The sequence below is a fragment of the Solirubrobacter pauli genome (assembly GCF_003633755.1).
Lineage (GTDB): Bacteria > Actinomycetota > Thermoleophilia > Solirubrobacterales > Solirubrobacteraceae > Solirubrobacter > Solirubrobacter pauli.
Genome location: NZ_RBIL01000001.1, coordinates 1,481,487 through 1,502,437, shown reverse-complemented (window position 1 = coordinate 1,502,437; position 20,951 = coordinate 1,481,487). Strand labels below are relative to the sequence as shown.

Sequence of the window (20,951 nt, the reverse complement as noted above, 5' to 3'; positions counted from 1 at the left end):
ACGTCGTGCACGCTGTCCTCGCCGAGCGCATCTCCCGGACGCTCGGCGATCGAGTCGCTCAATGTAGGTAGGCAATCGGGGCTTTCAACCCCTCCGGCGCGCCAGTACAACTCTGGGGATGCCGCGAACCCTCGGCCAGCAACGCAGGCGGGTGGCGCTCCTGACGCTGCCGCTCGCCGCGGTCTTCACGGTCCTCACCGCGAGCCAGGGCCTGTGGATCCTGGCCGTCCCCGGCCTGCTCTTCTTCGCCGCTCAGCTGGTGATCCTCATCCGCGAGAGCCGTCGGCGTCCGGCGCCTCGGCCAGCCGCTTCACCGCCGCCAGCCGAGCGTCCCAGTCCGCCGCCAGTCGTGACATCCACGCCGCCGTCGCCTGGAGGGGCTCGGGCCGGACGACGTACCTCACCTCGCGACCGTGCCGCTGCGCGACAACGAGCCCGGCGCGGTCGAGGACGGCGAGATGCTTGATGACCGCCGGGCGGCTCACGGGCAGCTCCGCGGCGAGGGTGGTCGCGGTGCCGTGCCCGTGGGTCGCCAGCAGGTCGAGGATCGTGCGCCGGGTCGGGTCGGCGAGGGCGGTGAAGACGTCCTCGGTCACACGGTGACGGTCTGCGCGTAGCGCTCCAGGTCGCCGAGCTCGGCCGCCCAGCCGCGGGTGTTGCCGTCGCGCAGCTCGGCCTGGCGGTCGGCGCCGGTGCGGAGCTCGCCCCAGCCGCTCTCGGTCACCTTCACGCGCGTGCCGTCGCCCTCCGCGGTGAGGGTGAACTCGACGAGCGTGTCGCCGATGCCGGGGTCGTTCGCGTCCCAGCGGTAGGCGAAGACGTGCGGCGGCTCCTCGCGGACGATCCGCAGCTCGGCCTCGCCGTGCTCCTTCCAGGCCATCGTGATCGTGTCGCCGGCGCGCGAGGCGCCCGCGTCGCCGAACCAGACGCCCATGTGCTCCGGGCGCGTGACGATGTCCCACACGCGCTCGACCGGCGCGTCGATGATGATCTCTCGCTCGATGCTGTTCATGTAACTGAAAGGTTACGCGTAACCTGTGGGTTACGCAAGTGGAGGTGGAGGATCTCGGGTGGCGCGAGGAAGCGCACGGGCAGCCCGCTGGTGCCGACGCCGCTCGTCACCAGCAGGTGGCGCCCGTCCTCGACGATGTGCCCGCGGGCGTAGCGCTCGCCGTAGTGCGAGGGCAGCAGCGGGCGGCGGACGAGCGGGATTGCGACCTGCCCGCCGTGCGTGTGGCCGGCCAGCGTCAGCGAGACGCGCGCGGGGATGCGCGGGAAGAGGTCCGGGTCGTGCGAGAGGACGATCACCGGCTCATCCTCCGGGACGGCGCGCAGCGCGTGCACGACGTTCGGCATCCGGTAGCGCATGTCCCCGAGCCCGGCGACCCAGAACGCGCCGACCTTGACCGCGCGATCCTCCAGCACCGTGATGCCTTGCGCGTCAAGCGCGCGCCACATCCGGTCACCCGAGTTGCGCCAGTCGTGGTTGCCGATCACCGCGTACGTGCCGAGCGGCGAGCGCAGCCGCGCGAGCTGCTCGGCGATCGCCTCGGGGGCGAGGTCGCGTCGCCACTGCTGGCTGGAGTCCAGGTAGTCGCCGAGGAGGAGGTGCACGTCGGGCGCGAGCGCGTTGAGCGCGTCGACCGCCCGCGCGATCGTGCCCAGCCCCACGTGCGGCACGCCGGCGTGCAGGTCGGACATCACCCCGGCGCGCACCCCGTCCAGCGTCGCCGGCCAGTGCGGGAGCGCGAGCTCGACATCGCGCACGACCAGCCGGCGCGGCTCGACCCATCCGGCCCACGTCGCGAGCCCCAGCCCGACCGCGGCGGCACCGGCGGCCACGGGCGTGGGCACGGCGGCGAGCAGCTCGCGCGGCCTCATGCGGCGTCCACGTCCGCGCGGGTCGGCATCCCGCCGCGCGCGCCCGGCTTGGTCGTCGAGAGCGCCGCCGCCTTCAGGGCGAAGTCGGCGGCTTCGCGCAGCGACCGGCCGGCCGCGAGCTCGGCGGCGAGCGCGCCGTTGACGGTGTCCCCGGCGCCGGTCGTGTCGACGACGTCGACCTCCGTCGCGGGCAGCCGCGCGGGCTCGCCGCCGGGCTCGAGCAGCAGCGCGCCGCGCGCGCCGAGCGTGATCAGCACGGCCGCGCCGGTGGCCGCCACGAGCGCGCGGGCCGCCGCCTCGGGCTCGTCCTCGCCGGTGAGCTGCGCCGCCTCGGACGCGTTCGGCGTGAGCACGGCGAGCGGCGCGCCGGGCAGCTCGCGCGCGGGCGCGGGGTTGAGCACGACGGGCCACCCGGCGGCCTCCGCGGCGCGTGCGGCGGCGATCACGACGTCCTCGCCGACCTCGTGGCCGAGCAGCACGACGCCCGTGGGGGCGGCCGGCGCGCCCGGGCCGGGGGCGGGCGGCGAGTGCGTGCCAGACGCGGCGGCGGCGGCGAGCGGCGGGGCCGCGGCGGGCGTGTCGGCGGCGGTGGGCGGCGAGTTCGTGGCGGGCGTGAGCAGCTCGTCCAGCCGCGTCGCGATCGCGGTGGCGTCCAGCGCGGCGTTCGCGCCCGAGGCGACCGCGATCTGGTTCTCGCCCTGCGCGTCGACGACGATCAGCGCGACGCCGGTCGGCGCGTCCACGCGGGCCAGGCCCGCGACGTCGATGCCTTCCTCGCGCAGGGCGGCCTCGGCCTCGTCGCCCATCGCGTCGCGGCCGACCGCGCCGACGAACTCGACGTCCGCGCCCAGGCGCGCCGCCGCGACCGCCTGGTTCGCGCTCTTGCCACCGCCGTAGCTGGCGAAGGTGCCGCCGGCGACGGTCTCCCCGGCCGCGGGCAGGCGCTCGCTCACGACCACGAGGTCGACGTTGATGGAACCGACGACGACGACGCGGGCCATTGCGGTCCCAGGCTAAGGGATCGCGCCCGCGATCCCGTCCAGGGTGCGCTTGAGCCCGAGCCGGAAGGTGTCCTCGGCGGTGAGCTGCGGGTCGTCGTCGAAGCCGCCCTCGGCCATCGCGCGCCGCACGTACGGGAGGTCCTCGAGGTCCAGCTCGGGCGGGACGAGCGGCTGCGGCGGCTGCGCGCCCAGGGCGACCTCGAGCCGCAGCGCCCAGAAGACGTAGCCGTTGAGCAGCAGCACGAGGTCGCCCGCCGCTCCCGGCTGCAGGCCGTGGCCGTCGAGCACCTCGAGGCCGCGGTTGAGCCATGACAGCTGCGCGTAGGTCGGCAGCGTCCCGTTGATCGGGATGTCGATCGCCCACGGGTGCTCGCGCAGGCGCGCCATCAGCGCGTGGCCCCAGCGCTCGAGCCCGTCGCGCCAGCCGTCGAACGCGTAGGCGGGCGCCGGGCCGAGCGCCACGTCGACCATCCGCCAGACGAGCTCGTCCTTGCTCGCCACGTGCCGGTACAGCGACATCGTCGTGAAGCCGCAGCGCTTGGCCACGCTCGCCATCGAGACGGCCGCCAAGCCGTCCTCGTCGGCGATCGCGACCGCCGCCTCGACGACGAGATCCACGTTGAGCCCTCTTGCCATACGAGGAGTGTATGGCGTACACTGATGTGTATGGCATACACAATCGAAGCGGACGGGCTCGTCAAGGCCTTCGGCGAGCAGCGCGTACTGGACGGCCTGGACCTGCGGGTCGAGGCGGGCGAGGTGTTCGCGCTGCTCGGCCCCAACGGCGCGGGCAAGACGACCACGGTCCGCATCCTCACGACGCTGCTCGCGCCCGACGCGGGGGCGGCGTGGGTGGCCGGCCACGACGTCGTCCGCGACCCGGCCGCGGTGCGGGCGGCGATCTCGCTCACCGCGCAGGAGGCGGCGGTCGACGGCATCCTCACCGGCGCCGAGAACCTGCGGATGATGGCCCGCCTGCGCGGGGTGAAGCCGACGGTCGCCGACGACCTGCTCGAGCGCTTCGACCTCGCCGACGCCGCGGACCGGCGCGTGGAGTCCTACAGCGGTGGCATGCGCCGCCGGCTCGACCTGGCGATGAGCCTCGTGGTGCGACCCCAGGTGCTGTTCCTGGACGAGCCGACCACCGGGCTGGACCCGCGCAGCCGCCGCGCCGTCTGGGACGCGGTCCAGACGTTGGCGGGCGAGGGCGTGACCGTGCTGCTGACCACGCAGTACCTGGAGGAGGCGGACCGGCTCGCCCGGCGGATCGCGGTGATCGACGACGGCCGTGTGATCGCGCAGGGCACCGCGCAGGAGCTCAAGGCCCGCGTGGCGAGCGAGACGCTGGAGGTGCACTTCGCCGACCGGCCGCCGCTCCGGGTGCCGGTCGACGCGCCCGCCGACGTGCGCCGCGCGCTCGAGGACCATCCCGACGCGGAGCGGATCGAGCTGCACCGCCCGACCCTCGACGACGTGTTCTTCGCCCTCACGGGCGGCGAGGTCATGGAGGCGGCGCGATGACCGCCTCGCTCACGTTCGTCGGCCGCAGCCTGCGCCACAGCGTCCGCTCGGTCGACGCGCTGCTGACCGCGATCCTGCTGCCGGTCGCGATCCTGCTGATGTTCGTCTACGTCTTCGGCGGCGCGATCGACGCGGGCGGCCGGTACGTCGACTACGTCGTGCCGGGCATCATCGTCCTGTGCGTCGGGTTCGGCGCGGCGAGCACCGCGGTCGCCGTCGCGATGGACATGACGACCGGCGTGATCGACCGCTTCCGCACGCTGCCGATCGCCGGCGGGGCGGTGCTCACGGGTCACGTGGCCGCGTCCGTCGCCCGCAACGTCGTCTCGACGAGCCTGGTGCTCGCGGTCGCGCTGGTCGTCGGCTTCCGCCCGGAAGCCGACCCGCTGCGCTGGCTCGCCGCGGCCGCGCTCCTGCTCGCGCTGATGGTCGCGATCTCGTGGGTGGCGGCGGCGTTCGGACTGCTCGCCAAGACCGTCGAGGGCGCCAACGCGATGACGTTCATCGCCGCGTTCGCACCGTACGTGTCGAGCGCGTTCGTCCCCGCCGACTCGATGCCCGCCGGGCTCAGCTGGATCGCGGAGCACCAGCCGGTGACACCGATCGTGGACAGCGTCCGCGCGCTCACGATGGGCACGCCCGTGGGAGACAGCCTGTGGATCGCGTTCGCGTGGTGCGCGGTCGGGATCGTCGCGGGGCGCGTCGCGGCCGCGCACCTGTTCCGGCAGAGTTGAGCGGGTGCTCCGCGCCACTCCCCAGGCCGTCCGCCGGCTCGCCATCCGCAACCAGCGCCTCGACGGCCCGGCTCCGCGCCGCAAGCCGACTGCGCAGGACCTGCTCGAGACCGTGCGCGCGCTGCGCTGCCTGCAGCTCGATCCGACCGCGGTCGTCGCCCGCAACCACCTGCTCGTGCTGTTCAGCCGCCATGGCGGGTTCGACGAGCGCGCGTTCGAGCGGCTCGCGTACGAGGACCGGCGCCTGTTCGAGTACTGGGCGCACGAGGCGTCGTACGTCCTCGCGGAGGACCTGCCGATCCACCGCTTCGCCTTCCACCCGCCGCGCTACCCGCGCCAGCGCGCGTGGTGGGACGGCGAGCCCGAGTTCCGCGCGCGCATCCTCGCCCGGCTGGGCGAGCACGGCCCGCTGCGCGCACGGGAGATCGAGGACGAGGCGAACGTGGGGTGGACCTCCACCGGCGGCTGGACCAACGGCCGCACCGTCGCGCGCATGCTCGACATGCTGTGGGTCGCCGGCCAGGCCGGCATCGCGCGGCGGGACGGGGCGCAGCGCGTATGGGACCTGATGGAGCGGTGCTGGCCGCCCGACGCGCCGGCCGAGGAGCTGAGCGGCTTCGAGGTCCAGCGGCGCGCGGTCGTGCACGCGATCCGCGCGCTCGGCGCCGCCCGCGCCCCGCACATCCGCGTGCACTTCACCCGCTTCCGCTACCCCGACATGCCGGCGGTGCTCGAGGCGCTGCGGCGCGAGGGCGTGATCGTGCCGCTCGCCGTCGACGGGCTCGGCGAGGACTGGTGGGTGCTGGCGGAGGACGTCGAGCGCCTGGGCGACGACGACTTCAAGCCGCGCACGGCGCTGCTGAGCCCGTTCGACAACCTGCTGTGCGACCGCGCGCGCACCGAGGCGCTGTTCGGCTTCCACCACCGGCTCGAGATCTACGTGCCCAAGCCCAAACGCCGCTGGGGGTACTTCGTGTTGCCGATCCTCGACGGCGACCGGCTCGTCGGCCGCGCCGACCTGGCGATGGACCGCCAGCGCGGAGTGCTGGTCGCGCACGCGGTGCACGCGGAGGAGAAGGTGCCGCGCGGAGCACGCCTGCCGAAGGCGATCCGGCGCGAGCTCGAGCGGCTCGCGTCCTGGCGGGGAGCGACGGACATCGAGGTGCGGAGCGCCCCCGACATTTGGCTAGGACAGCTGGCTTAGGCCCTGTTTCTCATCGTCCCCCCATCAATCGCCGAGATGCTCGCGCGTCTCACTGGGTTGGAAGTTCGAGGGGGTCAAGAAAGACATGGATCGTCGAAGCAGGCGCGCCCTGGGCGTCGCCCTGGTCGCGCTGGGCGTAGCCGCGGCGCCGGCGCAGGCGGCGCCGGGAGTCTCGGTGTCGTCGCTCAGCTCGCTCAAGGCCGGAGCCACCGCCGGGACGCTCAACGGCACGGTCGTCAATGACACCGGCCACGCCAAGCGGGCCGCCGTCACGGTGCGCATCTTCCGGCGTGGCACGGACGCGGCCGTCATCGGGCGCACCGCGGTGGACGTCGGCGCACACGGCAAGGCCGACTACCGCGTCAAGGTCGCGCTGCCCTCGTCGCTCGAGCGCGGCAACTACTACCTCGGCGCCTGCACGTCGTACGGCAAGGGCGACGGCTCGCTCGGCTGCGCGACCGCGCAGGACGAGGTCCTGATCGGCGGCGGCACGCCCGTCCGGCCCGCGACGGCGCGCGCCGCGCAGGCCCCGGCCGAGTGCGGCCCCGGCGGGCGCTCGCTGCAGCCGGCCGGCTCGCGCCTGTACCCGGAGACGGGCAACACGGGCTACAAGAGCCTGCATACGGACATCCACCTGGTGTACGACGCGCCTTCGAACCTGTTCCTCGACGGCACCTACGTCGACCTGCAGCAGCGCGCGGACAAGTGCCTGACGGAGTTCAGCCTCGACTTCGAGCGCTCCAACGGCTACGTCGATCCGTCCCACCCCGAGGTCAAGGGCCCTGACCTGACGGTCAAGGAGATCACGATCAACGGGGTCCCGGTCACCTACACCTTCAAGCAGCCGACGTTCCCCGGCAACCCGAACGGTCCGGACGACCCGAACCCGCTCGCGCACGCCGCGTCGAACTCCAACCCGGTCAGCGCGAGCAACCCGAACCCGCCCGCGTGCGCCCCGGTGGGCCCGGAGGCGTCGCTCCAGGGCCTGCAGTGCCCGGCCACCAAGCTCGTGATCACGCCTTCGGCGCCGATCCCGGCCGGCACGGACTTCAAGGTCCAGATCAAGTACACCGGCCGCCCTGGCGTCCACGTCGACGGTGACGGCGCCACCGAGGGCTGGTTCCGCAACGAGAACCCGGCCGGCGACGGTGGCTTCATGACCACCGAGCCCGTCGGCTCGATGGCCTGGATGCCGCTCAACAACCACCCGACGTCCAAGCCGACGTACGAGTTCTGGAGCACCACGAACTGGGACTCGGCGACCGGCACCGGTCGCACCGCGATCTCCAACGGCCGCCTGATCGGCTTCACGGACAACGCCGCGGATGCCCTGTTCCCCGGCGGCTCGCGCACGTGGCACTGGAAGTCGCCGGAGCCGATCGCCAACTACCTCGTCGAGAACTCGATCGGCAACTACGAGATGACCGAGCGCGTGTCGCCCAGCGGCACCGTCTACTACACGGCCCAGGCCGCCGGCATCTCCGCGACGCGCAAGGTGTCCAACAAGGCCGTCATGGATCGCCACGAGGAGATCACGAACTTCCAGATCCCCTTCAACGGCCCGTTCCCGTTCTCCACCAACGGCGTGATCATCGGCCTCCCGAGCGTGAGCTTCGCGGAGGAGATGCAGACCAAGATCACGTTCCAGGGCGGCTCGATCAGCTTCGGCACGTTCAACCACGAGAACATGCACCAGTGGTGGGGCGACAACGTGTCCGAGGACATCTACGAGCGCACCTTCTTCAAGGAGGGCTACGCCGACCTGTCCGAGGGCTACAACACCGCCCGCACCGCGGCCACCAACGCGGGCGGCCTCGGCACGCCGGCCGGTGACGCGGCGTTCGAGGCCTCGCTGGTCACGCGCTTCAACAACACCTACAACGGCCCGAACACGAGCTGGGCCGTCGCGCCGTCCAAGCCGACGAACGCGAACCTCTTCGGCTCGCAGACCTACACCCGGTCCGGCCGCGCGTACATCGCACTGCGGGCGATCCTCGGCGCCGGCAACTTCGACAAGGCCTCGAAGGAGATCCAGACCACCTACGGCGGCAGCTCGATCACGCAGCCGCAGCAGATCGCGATCTACAAGAAGTGGCTGCCGGTCAAGACCGCGGGCTGCACGAACAAGCTCGACGCCTTCTTCCAGCAGTGGTGGGACACGGCCTACACCGGCGCCGGCAACAAGCCGACGATCACCGGCCCGGGCCTCGCCGGCGGCGGCTTCTACGACGCCAACGGCGGCTGCTCGCCGTACGGCACGGACACGACCGGCACGGTCGACGGCTCGGTCCCCGCGACGCTGTCGCTGACGCTCGGCGCGCCCGGCACGTTCGCGCCGTTCACCCCGGGCTTCGCCAAGACGTACACCGCCACGACCGAGGCGACCGTGACCACCACGGCCGGCGAGGCGACGCTGTCGGTGGCCGACACGAGCGCGAACAAGCCCGGCTACCTCGTCAACGGGTCCTTCGCGCTGCCCAAGCCGCTCGGCGGCCTCGGCGTGGTCAAGGCCTACACGGGCCCGGCCAGCAACGACAAGGTCAACGCGACCTTCACGCAGGAGATCGGCGCGACCGACGCCCTGCGCACGGGCACGTACTCGAAGACGCTGACCTTCACGCTGTCGACGACGCAGCCGTAGGCATCGTGGCCGGCGGCCCTATCCTCGATCAAATGAGCGAGGACGGGGCCGCCGTGCCCAACAACGCGCAGCCGTCCCCGCTCCCGTGGGAGGGCAAGGCCCAGCCCGCGGACAAGTTCCTGATGGGCGCGATCGTCGCCAGCGGGCTGTACCTGCTCGCGCTGATGCCGCTGACGCCCGGGCTGCTGGCGCACCCGTACATCCTCGTGCTGCTCAAGGGCTCGATGTCGGGGATGGTCACGCTCGGCGGGATGGTGCGGATCGGCGAGGCGTCGCTGCCGCTCGTGGTGCTGGTGTCGATCCCCGGGATGATGATGTTCGACTGGCTCTACTGGTGGGCCGGGCGACGGTGGGGACGGCGGGCGATCGACGTGTTCATCGGCAACCACCCGAAGGCGGAGAAGCGCGCGCAACGGCTCGAGCGGCTGACGCGGCGGTGGGGCTGGCTCGCGATCGTGATCGCGTACTTCCAGCCGGTGCCGAACGTGCTGATCTACGCGGCGGCGGGCTGGACGCGGATGAAGCTGTGGAAGTTCCTCGTGCTGGACGCGATCGGCTCGGGGCTGTGGATCGCGTTGTGCATCGGGCTCGGGTACGCGATCGGGCAGGAGGCCGTGGACACCGCGAAAGCGATCTCCCGGTACGGCCTCTACCTGGGGCTCGGGCTGATCGTGGTCGTGTTCGTGCGCCAGTACTACGTCGCCTCGCGCCAGGCGCGGCGGCCCTAGCCGGCTTCGATCTCGGCGCGCAGGCGCTCGACCGCGGCGCACACGACGTCGCGGTCGCGTGACTCCAGGCCGGACTCGGCCAGCCGGGCCGCGTCGGAGGCCTCCGGGCGGCCGAACGTGCCCAGCGTGCCGACGAGCGTGTGCGCCTGGATCAACGCCTCAGCGCGCTCGGGCTCTCGCAGGTCGGCGGTGACGGCCGCCTCCAGCGCTTCGACGCGTGCGAGCAGCCGGGGGCGGGCACTCGCGAACATGGCCGCGATCACCGCCTGCAGCTCATCCGCTTCCTGCACGGCACCGATGGTAGGCGGGTACCGTGTTGATCGTGGCGACAACAGCGGATTTGGAGTCCGACCGCCTCAGCGCGCTGCACACGCTGAGGATCCTCGACACACCGCCGGAAGAACGTTTCGACCGGCTCACCCGGATCGCCGTCGCGGTGTTCGACACGGCGATCTCGACGGTCACGCTCATCGACGAGGACCGCCAGTGGCACAAGGCGTGCCTGGGGGTCGACTCGCGTGAGGACGACCGCGCCGTGTCGTTCTGCAGCGTGGCGATCGAGAAGCCGCGGCCGCTGATCGTCCCCGACGCCACGCAGGACCCGCGCTTCGCGGACAACCGGCTCGTCACCGGGCCGCCCCACATCCGCTTCTACGCCGGCATCCCGCTCACGACCGCGACGGGCTTCCGCGTCGGCACGCTGTGCGTGATCGACACCAAGCCGCGCGCGTTCGGCGACGAGGAGCTCGCGCTCCTGCACGACCTCGCGCGGATCGCCGAGGACGAGCTCAACCACAAGGAGCTCTCGGCCGCGCTGGCCGCGTGGCGCGAGAGCGAGCAGCGCTTCCGCGCCGTCTTCCACGAGTCAGCGATCGGCATGACGATGGTCGACGCCGACGGTCGCCTGGTCGAGGCCAACCTCGCGTTCGCGGCCATGGTCGACATCCAGCCCGACGAGCTGCGCGGGCTCCCGGTCTCCGCCATCACCCACCCCGCCGAGCGCGACAACGACGACGTCGGGCAGCTCTTCGCCGGGCAGATCGACCGGCTGCGGCGCGAGCGGCGCTACGTGCGCCCCGACGGCACGTGGTTCTGGGGCGCGCTGACCGCGTCGATGCTGCGTGACCGCGAGGGCCGGCCGGACGTCGCGATCGGGATGATCGAGGACATCACCGAGCGCAAGGAGGTCGAGCGCCTCAAGGACGAGCTGGTCTCGGTCGTCGGCCACGAGCTGCGCACGCCGCTCACGTCGATCCGCGGGTCGCTCGGGCTGCTCGAGGCGGGGATCGCGGGCGAGCTGCCGCAGGAGGCGACCGACATGGTCGCGATCGCGCGCCAGAACACCGAGCGGCTGTCGCGGCTGGTCGACGAGACGCTCGACCTCGAGCGGCTGCAGGCCGGACGCGTCGAGCTGGAGGTCCGCGGCGTCACGGCGCTCGAGCTGCTGCAGAGCACGGCGCAGGTGGTGCAGCACGTCGCCGACGACGCGGGCGTCGAGCTGCTCTGGGAAGCACCCGCCGACCTGCAGCTGCACGTCGACCCCGACCGGATCGTGCAGGCGCTCGTGAACCTGGTCGGCAACGCGATCAAGTTCTCCCCGCCCGGCGGGAGCGTCCGCACGATCGTCAAGGCGCACGGCAGCGAGGTGCTGATCTCCGTCCGCGACGAAGGCCGCGGCATCCCGCTCGACCAGCTGGAGGCGGTCTTCGAGCGCTTCCGCCAGGTCGACGCGTCCGACCACCGCGAGAAGGGCGGGACCGGCCTCGGGCTCCCGATCACCCGCGCGATCGTCGAGCAGCACGCCGGCCGGATCTGGGCCGAGAGCGAGCCCGGCGCGGGGTCGACGTTCCGGATCACGCTGCCGCTGCCGCTGGCGAAGCCGCCGATCGCCGTCTACGACCGCCGCGCGCCCCGCCGCGAGGCGCTCGCCCGCGCGGCCCGCCGGCTCGGCCGCCGCGTGACGACGTTCGCGGACCCGGACGCGCTCGCCGAGGCCGACGGCTTCGCGCTCGTGCTCGTCGCCGGCGCGGGCATCGAGGACCTCGACCCCGGGCTCCCGGTCGTCCGCGTCGAGGGCGAGGACGAGGACCTGGACGCCGCCGTGGCCGAGGCGCTCAGGTGAGCGCCGGCCGGCTGCTGCTCGTCGACGACGAGCCGGACATCCGCGCGATCGCGACGCTGGCACTCGAGCGCGTCGGCGGCTGGGCCGTCACGGCCGCGGCGTCGGCGGACGAGGCGATCGCCGCGGTCCGCGAGGACGTTCCCGACGTCGTCCTGCTCGACGTGATGATGCCCGACACCGACGGGCCCGCCACGCTCGCGCGGCTGCGCCCGCTGCTGGGCGACGCCGTGCCCGTGATCTTCCTCACCGCCAAGGGCGAGTCCGCGTCGCTGCTCGCGCTCGGCGCGGCGGGCGTGATCGCGAAGCCGTTCGACCCGATCTCGCTCCCACGCGAGGTCGCGGCGATCACGGCGCGCTGACGACGGTCCCGCGCACCTCGCCGAGCGCGATCGCCCCGGCGCGTCCGCGCAGCGTGACCGTCTCGCCGTCCGCGAGGAACGGCGCGCCCGACTCGAGCAGGCAGCCGTGCGTGCCAGGCTCCCAACCGGAGATCGTGCCCGACGCGAACAGGTCGCCGGGCCGCACGGTCGCGCCGTTGGCGGTCGCGTGCGCGAGCTGCTGCGGGAACGTCCAGTACAGCCCGCGTGCGTTGCCGCGCGTGATCGTCTCGCCGCCACGCTCGACCTCGAGCGCGATGTCCAGCGCCCAGTCGCCGTCGACGCGCAGGTACGCCTCCGGCGCCGGCTCCTGCTCGCGCGCGGGCACCAGGTACGGCTCGAGCGCGGTGAGCGGCGTGATCCACCCGGAGACCGAGGTGGCGAACGACTTGCCGAGGAAGGGGCCCAGCGGGCGGTACTCGAACCGCTGCAGGTCGCGCGCGCTCCAGTCGTTGACGAGCACGAAGCCGAACACGTGCTCGCGCACGTCGCGCGCGGGGATCGGCTGCCCGAGCGGCTTTCCCGGCCCGGTGACGAACCCGAGCTCGAGCTCGAAGTCCAGCTCCTGGGTCGGCCCGTAGCTCGGCCGCAGGCCGTGCGGGCGGACGATGTCGGTGCCGCTCACCACGATCGAGCCGGCGCGCCCGTGGTAGCCGATCGGCAGCGACCGCCAGGCGGCGGGCAGCGGATCGGGGTCGTCGGGGCGGAACCGCCGCGACACGTTGGTCGCGTGCTCGATCGACGAGTAGAAGTCGACGTAGTCGCCGACCGCGAGCGGCAGGTCCGGCTCGGCGAGGGGGTCCAGGTCGGCGGTGCCCGCCTCGAGCACGCGCGTGATCTGCTCGCGCACGTCCTCCCAGGCCGACCGGCCGAGCGCGAGGAAGCGGTTCAGGCTCGGCTCGTCGAAGACGGGCGGGAGGCCGGGCACCGTGCTCAGGTCGAGCACCTGATCCTCGTAGCGGACGACGCAGCGCCCGCCGACGACGCCGTAGGGCAGGTGGTCGAGCCCGAAGCCGCTCACAGCTCGACCTCGAGCTCGATCACGGGACCGTCGCGGCGGGTCACCGTGACCGTGCCGACGTGCTGGAAGAGCGTGAGCATCACCGCATTGTCCGCGAACAGCGAGGCGGTGAAGTGGCGGATGCCGTTGGCCACCGCCCGCGTGCGCAGCTGCCGGAGGAGCTTGCCGCCGAGCCCGCGCCGCTGCCAGGCGTCCACCACCGTGACCGCGACCTCGGCGACGTGCGGCCGGTCGCGCTCGCGCACATAGCGCGCGACGCCCACGCCCTCGCGCGTGACGCTGTCGAGCGCGCCGACCGCCTCGTGGTCGACGTGGTCGATCTCGGTGAAGAACGCGAGCTCGTGCACGTTCAGCGCCGCGCGCGGCTGCAGGAAGCGCCGGCGCACCGACTCGCCCGAGAGATGCTTCCAGCCGGCGACGAACAGCGGCTTGTCCGCCGGCTGCACGGTCCGGATGAGCACCTCCGAGCCGTCGCTCAGCGCGACCAGATCGGCCGTGTCCTCGCGCGCCAGGCCACGCTCGTAGGCCGCGGCGGCGGCCTCGGCCTCCTCCTCGGTGTCGTGGCGGGACACCGGCGCCGCCTCGCCGCGCATGCGGACGAAGTACCCGCCCGCAGGGCTCGGCTCGACGTAGCAGCGCACGGTCAAGCAGAGTAGGACTGCCCGAAGGGCCGCCCGTCCACCCGTCCAGACGGACTTGACAGCGGCGGTCCCGCCGGGAGACGATCGCGGTGGTTTGGTCTTGAGGAGCGGCATTCGGGTCTTGGTCACAGCCGCCCTCGCGGGCGTCGCTGCGCTGTGCGCGCCTTCCGCGGCGAGCGCGCAGATCGATGGTTCACCGCTGGACGTGATCGCCGACGGTCTCGGCGCGCTCCAGGTGCGTCAGGACGGCGTCGCCGCCGGGCTCTTCTACAACCCGGACGAGAACCCGGCGCACGCGGGCCTGGAGATCAAGGAGGGCGCGAGCTACTTCCCGCTGGAGGCGGGCTTCGACCAGACGCCCGGCCGCACGCGCGTGTCCGGGCCCGTGCTCGCCGACCAGGGCGCGACCAAGTCGCTCACGAGCGTCTACACGGTCGGCCCGAACCTGCGCGTGACCGAGCTGATCACCTACACCAACGGTGTCCCGCAGGTGAACGTCCGCTACGGGATCGAGAACGTCTCGCTCACGCCGACGTCGCTGCGCGCGGGCGCGCTCGCCGACCTGTACGTCGGCAGCAACGACAGCGGCAACGGCGCGATCGCCGGCGTGTCGCCGCGCTTCGTCGGCGGCCGCGAGGAGCGCACCGGCTTCGTCTACGGCCTGCAGGAGGTCACGCCGTGGCGCGCCTTCCAGGAAGGCGACTACGAGGCCGTGTTCGGCAACTTCGCCGCCAACGGGCTGGACAACACGATCGACTCCGCCGCGCCCGACAACGGCGTCGGCGTCGAGTTCGCGCTGGACGCCCTGCAGCCCGGGGAGCGGCGTGACGTCGACGTGCGCTGGCTGCTGGCCGCGCCGGCCCCGCCCGGCACGGTCTCGCCCACCGCGCCCGGTGGCAACGGGAACCCCGGCGCCGCCGCACCGCTGATCGAGCAGCTCCCGCCGCCCGTCAAGGGCAAGACGGTCAACGTCAGCGTCCGCAAGGGCCGCATCTTCATCAAGATCCCGCCGTCGAAGAAGTTCGTCGAGCTCAAGGGCGCGATGCAGATCCCGCTCGGCGCGACGATCGACGCCACCAAGGGCCGCGTGAACCTCGTCTCGACCACCGCCAAGCCCGGCGAGACGCAGCTCGCGTGGTTCTACGACGGCATCTTCAAGATCGGGCAGACGAGCGGCGCGCAGCCGATCACGGACCTGACGCTGGCCGAGACGCTCGCCAAGTGCCCGAAGGCCAAGGCCAAGGGCAAGAAGGCGACCGCGGCGGCCAAGAAGAAGAAGTCACGCAAGCTGTGGGGCGAAGGCAAGGGCGCGTTCCGCACCACGGGCAAGTACAGCTCCGCGACCGTGCGCGGCACCAAGTGGCTGGTCACGGACCGCTGCGACGGCACGCTCACGCAGGTCAAGCAGGGCAGCGTCCTCGTGCGCGACTTCAAGCGCAAGCGCAACGTCCTCGTCAAGGCCGGGAAGAAGTACCTGGCGCGTCGCTAGTGAGCTGGGTCTCCGTCCTCGCGGCTTTCCTCGTCGCCCACATGGTGGGTGACTACCTCTTCCAGACCGACTGGCAGGCACGCAACAAGCGCGGTGGGCTCGGCACGGACCCGGTCGCGCGGCGCGCGCTCGTCAGCCACGTCACCACCTACACGATCGCGTTCCTGCCGGCGCTGGTGTGGATCGGCACCGAGCTCGAGCCCGTCTGGGCGGTCGTCGCCGGCGTGCTCGTCTTCTTCCCGCATCTGCTGATCGACGACGGCCGCATCGTGCGCCTGTACCTCGTGCGCGTCAAACGCGCGGACGGGCTGAACCTGGGCCTGGCCGCGTCGGTCGACCAGTCGTTCCACGTGCTGTCGCTGTTCCTCGTCGCGCTGCTGGTGGGCTCGGCATGACACGGCCGGGCCGGTTCGCGCTGATCGCCGTCGCGATCGTCGCGGCGATGGTCGGCTTCGCCTTCAACTCGACGCACTGGCTGCAGCGCGGCGAGCACGCCACGGTCGACGCGCGGTTCTCGATCCGCGGCGACCAGGGCCCGGCCGACCAGGTGGTGCTCGTCGCGATCGACGACAAGACGCTCGCGGCGGGCGAGGGGTACCCACTGGACCGCCGCCGGCACGCGCGCGTGATCCGCCGGCTGGCCAAGGCCGGCGCGTCCGTGATCGCCTACGACGTGCCCTTCGACGGCGCCGGCGACGACGAGGAGTCCAACGCCTCGCTGATCGAGGCGGTGCACGACGCGCCGCGCACCGTGCTGGGCACCCGCGAGGTCAGCGACGACGGCTCGACCGTGCTGTTCGGCGACGGCGAGGCGCTCGCCTACAGCGGCGCGACCCCGGCCGCCACCGGCCTGCCCCGGGACGGCGACGGACGGGTCCGGCGCCTGGACATCAAGGTCAACCAGGTCGACTCGCTGGCGATCGCGGCGGCGCGGCTGAAGCTGGGGCGTGCGGCGCACTTCCCGGAGGCGGGCGACGAGCTGATCGACTTCCGCGGCCCGGCGGGCACGTTCGCGCACGTCAGCTTCGCCGACGTCGAGGCCGGCACCGTCCCGGCGTCGACGTTCCGGGGGAAGATCGTCGTGGTCGGCCCGACCGCCGCCAGGCTCGGCGGGACGGTCGCGACGCCGACGGCCGACCGGATGGCCGAGCCGGAGCTGCACGCCTCGGCCGTCGCCACCGCGCTGGAGGACTTCCCGCTCCGCACCGCCCCGTGGTGGGTCGACGCGCTCTCGATCCTGCTGATGGCCGGGCTGACGCCGTTCGCGGCGCGGCGCTGGGGCGCACTCCGAGGCGTGTCGGCCGGCGTCGTCGGCCTCGTCCTCTACGTCGTCGCGGCGCAGCTGCTGTTCGGCGCCGGCGTCGTGGTGGCGATGGTGCCGCCGCTCGTGGCCGCCCTCGTGGCGTTCGCGTTGACGCCGGTTGCCGCCTCGCGCGTGCCCGTCGCCGTCGGCGACCTGATGGAGCGCCTCGGACCGCCACAGGCCAACGCGCGGACACGGCGCATCCTGGCGACGACGCTGATGGGCTCGGGCGCGTTCATCGTCGCCACGGTGCTGCTGCTGCAGTCCACCGACGCGCTGGAGCGGTTCGAGCTGTCGACGGTGAACAAGCGCTTCGACGCGCGCGGCAGCGCCGGGCCGCCCGACGACGTGGTGCTCGTGGCCATCGACGAGTACACGTTCACGCTGCCGCCCAAGCCGCAGTGGCCGTTCGACCGCGCCGACCACGCGAAGGTGATCCGCAACCTGCTCGCCGCGGGCGCGGACGTGATCGCCTACGACGTCCAGTTCACCGAGGCGGGGCCGGATCCCGAGTCCGACCAGGACCTCGCGAACGCGGTCGAAGAGGCGAACGGCCGCATCGTGCTCGCGTCGACCGAGGTGCGCTCGAACGGCGAGACCGAGATCTTCGGCGGCGGCGAGAGCCTGGCCTCGACCAAGGCCGTGCCGGCCTTCTCCGCGTTCCCGCAGGACGCCGACAGCAAGGTCCGGCGGCTCGAGCGCGACAAGAACGGGCTCGTGCACTTCGACATCGCGGCGGCGCGGCTCGCGAGCGGCCGCGACGTGCGGGCTCCGGACTACTACAACTGGATCGACTTCCCCGGCCCGCCGGGGACGGTCCGCACGCTCAGCTTCGTCGACGTCAAGAACAACCGCTTCGACCAGGCCGACGTCCGCGGCAAGGTCGTCGTCGTCGGCGGCACGGCGAACGTGCTGCAGGACTACCACGGCACGTCGAGCAGCGGCGGCGCGCTGATGGCCGGCCCGGAGATCCACGTGGCCGGCATCCAGACGGCACTCGAGGGCTTCCCGCTGCGGGACGGGCCGGGGTGGCTGAACCTGCTGTCGGTCTTCGTGCTCGGGCTGCTCGCACCGGTGGCCGGGCTGCGCCTGAAGGTGGTGCCGGCGCTGCTGACCGGCGCGGTCGGGATCGCCGTCCTGCTCGTCGGCGCGCAGGTGCTGTTCGAGCGCGAGGGCGTGATCAGCCACGTCAGCTACCCGCTGATCGCGGGGCTGGCCGGCTTGCTGGTCACGGGCGTCGTGCACGGGCTGACGACGGCGTTCGAGCGCGAGCAGGCGCGCGACGCGTTCGCACGGTTCGTGCCGGAGGCCGTAGTGGACCAGGTGCTCGCCGACGCCGAGGGCGTCCGGCTCGGCGGCGTGCGCGGCGAGGCGACGGTCATGTTCAGCGACCTGCGCGGGTTCACGAGCTTCAGCGAGACGCTCGAGCCGGAGCGCGTGATCGAGTCGCTCAACCGCTACCTGACCGAGATGAGCGAGGCGATTCTCGACCACGGCGGCACGCTCGTCGCCTACATGGGCGACGGGATCATGGCCGTGTTCGGCGCGCCGCTGAAGCAGTCCGACCACGCGGACCGGGCGCTGGAGGCCGCGCGCGACATGCTCGGGCGGATGGACGGCTTCAACGGCTGGCTGCGCGAGCAGGGCTTGCACGACGGCTTCAAGATGGGCATCGGCCTGAACTCCGGGCCGGTCATGTCCGGCAACGTCGGGTCCGAGCGGCGGCTGGAGTACACGGCGCTGGGCGACACGACGAACACCGCGGCGCGCCTGGAGGGCATGACCAAGGGCACGCCGCACCAGCTCTACATCTCCGACACCACCCGCCAGGCGCTGACGCGGCCGGTGGACGACCTCGTCGAGGTCGGCGAGGCGGAGGTCCGCGGGCGCAAGGCCAAGGTCAAGCTGTGGTCGCTGCGCGACGGCGACGCCCCCGCGCCGCTCACCGAACCCTCACATCGCGTAGAGGCCTAAACGCTCGATTGATTGACGGCCCGGGCGCCGTCTGGGAGTCTCGCTGGTCTGTCGTCCCGGGAAGGTCTGGTTGCCGGGCGCAACTCACGGAGGGAAATGGAGAGCATGCGAGTTCACGCTCGCGTGGCGGCGCTTGTCGCAGCCGCCACCGCATTCGCGGCCCCTGGCATCGTCCAGGCGGCCGAGCTTCCACGTGGTCCCGTGACCGCGCAGACGGTCGCCGCCGCGCAGACGGAAGCCACCGCCGCCGCCACCGCGGCGACCGAGGCCGCGCGCGTCGCGGCCGACGCCGGGGTTGCGCTCGACGCCGCCAAGGCCGCCGCGAAGGCCGCGGCGGACAAGGCCGCCGCCACGAACGACCCGGCCGACATCGCGGCCGCGGCCGCCGCCTCCGCCGCGCAGGCCACGGCGCAGCAGAACTTCGACGCCAAGACCGCGGCGTCGACCAAGGCCGCGGCCGACTCGACCGCCGCCGCCGCGAACGCCGCGCGCGAAGCGGCCTCGCTCGCCAAGGTCGACAAGGGCACGAGCACGGAAGGCACGCCGCTGCCCGACGACACGGCCAAGCCGGACGTCCAGAAGAGCGACAACGTCGACTACGTCGGCCACGCGCGCGGTCCGATCGCCGTCAACGGCAGCTGCCCCGCGTACAACCCGACGGGCTGCCCGGCGTTCAGCGCGCTGAACTTCCTGCACTACGAGAACCTCGGCTACGACATCCTCGTCGCCAACGGCACGCCCGGCCTGGGCGTGTGGTCGCTCAAGGACCCGAAGCACCCCGAGTACATCGCCTCGGTCTCCGCCGCGCAGATCGGCGAGAAGACCGGCGAGGCGCTCACCCGGTTCTGGGAGGGCGAGAACATGACCGTCGACAGCCGGCGCAAGATCGCCTACCTGTCGAAGGACTCCGGGACCAAGGGCATCGCGATCGTCGACCTCAAGGACCCGTGGCACCCGAAGCTCGTCGGCTTCCAGAAGACGCAGCTCGGCCACACCGCGACGTGCCTGAACGACTGCCGCTTCATCTGGCAGGTCGGCTCCGGCGTCTCCGGGCGCCGCAGCGCGGTCGCGGTGACCGACATCCGCGACATCGAGCATCCGTTCACCTACTCGAACGTGTTCGAGGCGGCCGTGCGTCGTACGAGCAGCACGAGCGGCTCGACCCACTCGGTGGACGTCGACTTCGACGGCGTCGCCTGGGTCTCCGGCTCCGGCGGCGTCCGTGGCTGGTGGACGGAAGGCCAGCACAAGGACACGGCCACGGGCGAGATGCGCTACGCCACGCCGTACGACCCGCTGCCCTACGGCGGCGGCTCGGTCGCCGGCGCGACGGGCCTGTTCATGCACAACGCCTACCACGTGCCGCAGGCGCTGGGCGACCAGGCGGCGGGCGACGTGATGCTGATCACGAACGAGGACAACCGCACCAACTGCAACGTCGCGGGCAAGTTCATCATCGCCTCGCTCAAGGGCGCTCGCGACGTCGAGAACAACCTGCCCGCGGGCGCCACGACGACGCCGGCGCTGATGCCGCAGCTCGCCTCGTACACGACGGCGGGCAAGCCGGGCGAGTTCATCGACCCGACGCGCGCGATCGGCGACTGCTCCGCGCACTGGTTCACGGTCAAGGGCAACATCGTCGCGCTCGGCAACTACGAGCAGGGCACGCGCTTCGTGGACATCTCCGACCCGCGCAACCCGCAGCAGGTCGGCTACTTCCGCGTGCCGGCCAAGGCCGCGGCCGGCAGCGCGCCGGCGGTCATCTCCTCGAACACGGCGTCGGCCATCTGGCACGACCAGTACGTCTACGTCGCCGACTACGCGCGCGGCATCGACGTCCTGAAGTTCAGCGCGCCGAAGGGCACGACGCAGCCCAAGACGTGCTGGAACTCGTGCGCCGACAACCAGACGATGGGCGACTGGGCGGACGCGTCCGGCAACGCGGGCGGCACGGTGCCGGCCACGCTGGCGCTCACGCTCGGTGCTCCGGCCACGTTCGGGACGTTCCTCCCGGGCGTGGCGCAGGAGTACACGGCGACGACGAAGGCGATGGTCATCTCGACCGCCGGCGACGCGACGCTGACCGCGGCCGATCCGAGCACGACCGCCAACGGCCACCTGGTCAACGGCGCGTTCTCGCTCCCGCAGCCGCTGCAGGGCCTGGGCGTCGTCAAGACGTACAGCGGCCCGGTCAGCAACGACGAGGCGACGGTGACGTTCAAGCAGGCGATCGGCGCGGGTGACGCGCTGCGTACGGGCTCGTACTCCAAGACGCTGACGTTCACGCTGTCGACGACGAATCCGTAGGAGCTGT

At 72.5% G+C, this 20,951-nt stretch carries 19 protein-coding genes; 11 read left to right on the top strand and 8 right to left on the bottom strand.

The genetic code is table 11. The features are described 5' to 3' along the window. Window positions 1-266: 266 nt before the first annotated feature. Genes C8N24_RS06940 through C8N24_RS06920 form a run of 5 tightly spaced genes read right to left on the bottom strand, consistent with a single transcriptional unit; the run spans window position 267 to window position 3,518 of the window. Entirely contained in the window at window positions 267-596 is a 330-nt protein-coding gene (locus C8N24_RS06940) for an ArsR/SmtB family transcription factor (protein ID WP_121249323.1), read from the bottom strand. Then, on the bottom strand, window positions 593-1,012 hold the full coding sequence (locus C8N24_RS06935) for an SRPBCC family protein (RefSeq protein WP_121249321.1): 420 nt from the start codon (window positions 1,010-1,012) through the stop codon (window positions 593-595). The genes C8N24_RS06940 and C8N24_RS06935 overlap by 4 nt, the downstream gene beginning before the upstream one ends. Beyond that, entirely contained in the window at window positions 1,009-1,881 is an 873-nt protein-coding gene (locus C8N24_RS06930) for a metallophosphoesterase (protein ID WP_121249318.1), read from the bottom strand. Before C8N24_RS06930 ends, C8N24_RS06935 begins: the two co-directional genes overlap by 4 nt. Further along, entirely contained in the window at window positions 1,878-2,882 is a 1,005-nt protein-coding gene (locus tag C8N24_RS06925; protein WP_121249316.1) for a ribokinase, read from the bottom strand. The genes C8N24_RS06930 and C8N24_RS06925 overlap by 4 nt, the downstream gene beginning before the upstream one ends. 12 nt (window positions 2,883-2,894) lie before the next feature. After that, the gene (locus tag C8N24_RS06920; RefSeq protein WP_121249314.1) at window positions 2,895-3,518 is read right to left on the bottom strand and encodes a TetR/AcrR family transcriptional regulator; all 624 of its coding nucleotides are present in this window, start codon (window positions 3,516-3,518) and stop codon (window positions 2,895-2,897) included. Window positions 3,519-3,548: 30 nt separating this feature from the next. On the opposite strand from C8N24_RS06920, the gene C8N24_RS06915 reads away from it, so the two are divergent. The 5 genes from C8N24_RS06915 to C8N24_RS06895 all read left to right on the top strand — a co-directional run bounded on the left by C8N24_RS06915 (window position 3,549) and on the right by C8N24_RS06895 (window position 9,710). Further along, on the top strand, window positions 3,549-4,403 hold the full coding sequence (locus C8N24_RS06915) for an ATP-binding cassette domain-containing protein (RefSeq protein WP_121249312.1): 855 nt from the start codon (window positions 3,549-3,551) through the stop codon (window positions 4,401-4,403). Beyond that, on the top strand, window positions 4,400-5,137 hold the full coding sequence (locus C8N24_RS06910; protein WP_121249310.1) for an ABC transporter permease: 738 nt from the start codon (window positions 4,400-4,402) through the stop codon (window positions 5,135-5,137). Before C8N24_RS06915 ends, C8N24_RS06910 begins: the two co-directional genes overlap by 4 nt. A 4-nt stretch (window positions 5,138-5,141) precedes the next feature. Then, complete coding sequence (locus tag C8N24_RS06905; protein WP_121249308.1) at window positions 5,142-6,341, top strand: winged helix-turn-helix domain-containing protein; 1,200 nt, start codon at window positions 5,142-5,144, stop codon at window positions 6,339-6,341. Between the two features lie 85 nt (window positions 6,342-6,426). Further along, window positions 6,427-8,982: a M1 family aminopeptidase gene (locus C8N24_RS06900; protein WP_121249306.1), complete on the top strand. Its 2,556-nt coding sequence runs from the start codon at window positions 6,427-6,429 to the stop codon at window positions 8,980-8,982. 32 nt (window positions 8,983-9,014) lie between these two features. After that, window positions 9,015-9,710 carry a DedA family protein gene (locus tag C8N24_RS06895; protein ID WP_121249304.1) on the top strand — a complete coding sequence of 232 codons (696 nt, stop codon included), beginning with the start codon at window positions 9,015-9,017 and terminating at the stop codon, window positions 9,708-9,710. Here C8N24_RS06895 and C8N24_RS06890 read toward each other — a convergent pair. After that, window positions 9,707-10,000 (bottom strand): Hpt domain-containing protein, encoded by a 294-nt coding sequence (locus tag C8N24_RS06890; protein ID WP_121249302.1) that lies wholly within the window; start codon window positions 9,998-10,000, stop codon window positions 9,707-9,709. The genes C8N24_RS06895 and C8N24_RS06890 overlap by 4 nt on opposite strands. A 32-nt stretch (window positions 10,001-10,032) precedes the next feature. On the opposite strand from C8N24_RS06890, the gene C8N24_RS06885 reads away from it, so the two are divergent. Both C8N24_RS06885 and C8N24_RS06880 read left to right on the top strand, forming a co-directional pair. Continuing rightward, window positions 10,033-11,832: a GAF domain-containing sensor histidine kinase gene (locus C8N24_RS06885; RefSeq protein ID WP_170178898.1), complete on the top strand. Its 1,800-nt coding sequence runs from the start codon at window positions 10,033-10,035 to the stop codon at window positions 11,830-11,832. Beyond that, window positions 11,829-12,191 carry a response regulator gene (locus C8N24_RS06880; protein WP_121249298.1) on the top strand — a complete coding sequence of 121 codons (363 nt, stop codon included), beginning with the start codon at window positions 11,829-11,831 and terminating at the stop codon, window positions 12,189-12,191. Before C8N24_RS06885 ends, C8N24_RS06880 begins: the two co-directional genes overlap by 4 nt. Here C8N24_RS06880 and C8N24_RS06875 read toward each other — a convergent pair. Next, window positions 12,178-13,230 carry a fumarylacetoacetate hydrolase family protein gene (locus tag C8N24_RS06875; RefSeq protein WP_121249296.1) on the bottom strand — a complete coding sequence of 351 codons (1,053 nt, stop codon included), beginning with the start codon at window positions 13,228-13,230 and terminating at the stop codon, window positions 12,178-12,180. The genes C8N24_RS06880 and C8N24_RS06875 overlap by 14 nt on opposite strands. After that, a complete protein-coding gene (locus C8N24_RS06870; RefSeq protein WP_170178897.1) occupies window positions 13,227-13,871 on the bottom strand; it encodes a GNAT family N-acetyltransferase in 645 nt (214 codons plus the stop codon). Before C8N24_RS06870 ends, C8N24_RS06875 begins: the two co-directional genes overlap by 4 nt. A gap of 121 nt (window positions 13,872-13,992) precedes the next feature. Between C8N24_RS06870 and C8N24_RS06865 the strand changes: the two genes are divergently transcribed. The 4 genes from C8N24_RS06865 to C8N24_RS06850 all read left to right on the top strand — a co-directional run bounded on the left by C8N24_RS06865 (window position 13,993) and on the right by C8N24_RS06850 (window position 20,944). Further along, the gene (locus C8N24_RS06865) at window positions 13,993-15,360 is read left to right on the top strand and encodes a hypothetical protein (protein ID WP_147447670.1); all 1,368 of its coding nucleotides are present in this window, start codon (window positions 13,993-13,995) and stop codon (window positions 15,358-15,360) included. Beyond that, complete coding sequence (locus C8N24_RS06860) at window positions 15,360-15,755, top strand: DUF3307 domain-containing protein (RefSeq protein WP_121249290.1); 396 nt, start codon at window positions 15,360-15,362, stop codon at window positions 15,753-15,755. The genes C8N24_RS06865 and C8N24_RS06860 overlap by 1 nt, the downstream gene beginning before the upstream one ends. Then, the gene (locus tag C8N24_RS06855; protein WP_121249288.1) at window positions 15,752-18,637 is read left to right on the top strand and encodes an adenylate/guanylate cyclase domain-containing protein; all 2,886 of its coding nucleotides are present in this window, start codon (window positions 15,752-15,754) and stop codon (window positions 18,635-18,637) included. Before C8N24_RS06860 ends, C8N24_RS06855 begins: the two co-directional genes overlap by 4 nt. A gap of 201 nt (window positions 18,638-18,838) precedes the next feature. Beyond that, complete coding sequence (locus C8N24_RS06850; RefSeq protein ID WP_121249286.1) at window positions 18,839-20,944, top strand: LVIVD repeat-containing protein; 2,106 nt, start codon at window positions 18,839-18,841, stop codon at window positions 20,942-20,944. Window positions 20,945-20,951 lie beyond the last annotated feature (7 nt).

Coding starts and splice junctions, on each gene's coding strand:
- C8N24_RS06935 (WP_121249321.1), bottom strand. CDS start 1,012: ATGAACAGCATCGAGCGAGAGATCATCATCGACGCGCCGGTCGAGCGC.
- C8N24_RS06930 (WP_121249318.1), bottom strand. CDS start 1,881: ATGAGGCCGCGCGAGCTGCTCGCCGCCGTGCCCACGCCCGTGGCCGCC.
- C8N24_RS06925 (WP_121249316.1), bottom strand. CDS start 2,882: ATGGCCCGCGTCGTCGTCGTCGGTTCCATCAACGTCGACCTCGTGGTC.
- C8N24_RS06920 (WP_121249314.1), bottom strand. CDS start 3,518: ATGGCAAGAGGGCTCAACGTGGATCTCGTCGTCGAGGCGGCGGTCGCG.
- C8N24_RS06915 (WP_121249312.1), top strand. CDS start 3,549: ATGGCATACACAATCGAAGCGGACGGGCTCGTCAAGGCCTTCGGCGAG.
- C8N24_RS06910 (WP_121249310.1), top strand. CDS start 4,400: ATGACCGCCTCGCTCACGTTCGTCGGCCGCAGCCTGCGCCACAGCGTC.
- C8N24_RS06900 (WP_121249306.1), top strand. CDS start 6,427: ATGGATCGTCGAAGCAGGCGCGCCCTGGGCGTCGCCCTGGTCGCGCTG.
- C8N24_RS06895 (WP_121249304.1), top strand. CDS start 9,015: ATGAGCGAGGACGGGGCCGCCGTGCCCAACAACGCGCAGCCGTCCCCG.
- C8N24_RS06855 (WP_121249288.1), top strand. CDS start 15,752: ATGACACGGCCGGGCCGGTTCGCGCTGATCGCCGTCGCGATCGTCGCG.